The organism is Pseudomonas sp. 32_A (assembly GCF_017490905.1).
Taxonomy (GTDB): domain Bacteria; phylum Pseudomonadota; class Gammaproteobacteria; order Pseudomonadales; family Pseudomonadaceae; genus Aquipseudomonas; species Aquipseudomonas inefficax.
This window is the reverse complement of the sequence record NZ_JAFGYI010000122.1, coordinates 1-634: the sequence shown is the minus strand read 5'-3', so window position 1 is coordinate 634 and position 634 is coordinate 1. Positions and strand designations below refer to the sequence as shown.

Sequence of the window (634 nt, the reverse complement as noted above, 5' to 3'; positions counted from 1 at the left end):
GCTGAATGGTCATCGGATGCAGCGGGATGCGCCGCGGCGCCGCTTGTGCCGCATATCGCGCGTTGCTCGCGTCGATGTTGGCGAGCAACTGGTCGAGCTGCGCGAAGTGCCGGCGGTTGTCGTGTTGCCACGGATGGAAGCCGGGCTTGAAGTACGCGAGCGTCTTCGGCGCAATGCGCACCATGCCTTTCAGGAAGAACCGCAGGAACGCCCATTTGCCGGTGACCTTGCCGTGCATGCGCCGATGCGCGTTCAGGAACGCCATGTGGAAAGAGAAATTCGTGCCCCAGAACACGACGCTCGTCAGCAGCATCGAGCCGGTGCGCATCAGGTAGCGTGCCGGCCCGGGCTTCATCACGGCGTTCCACACGTCGAACGCGACCGCCTTGTGCTCGGTTTCCTCCATCGAATGCCACAGCCACATGTTCGCGTATGCGTCGGCCGAATCGTGGAAACGCTCGAAGTTGCCGAGCAGCATGTCGGTCATGATCGCCGTGTAATGCTCGAACGCGATCGTCTGCGCGAGCCGCAGCGGCGGCGGCAGGATCTTCTGCATCAGCCCCGTGAATCTCCAGAAGCCGCGGTCGAGCCGATGCGCGGGATAGCCGGCCGCCTCGGCGACGTCGTTGAACTC

General features: G+C 63.7%; 1 protein-coding gene. It reads right to left on the bottom strand.

All coding sequences use genetic code 11. The features are described 5' to 3' along the window. Positions 1–634: metal-dependent hydrolase (locus J5M58_RS25875; protein WP_207880158.1), on the bottom strand; the 634-nt coding region annotated here is incomplete at both ends.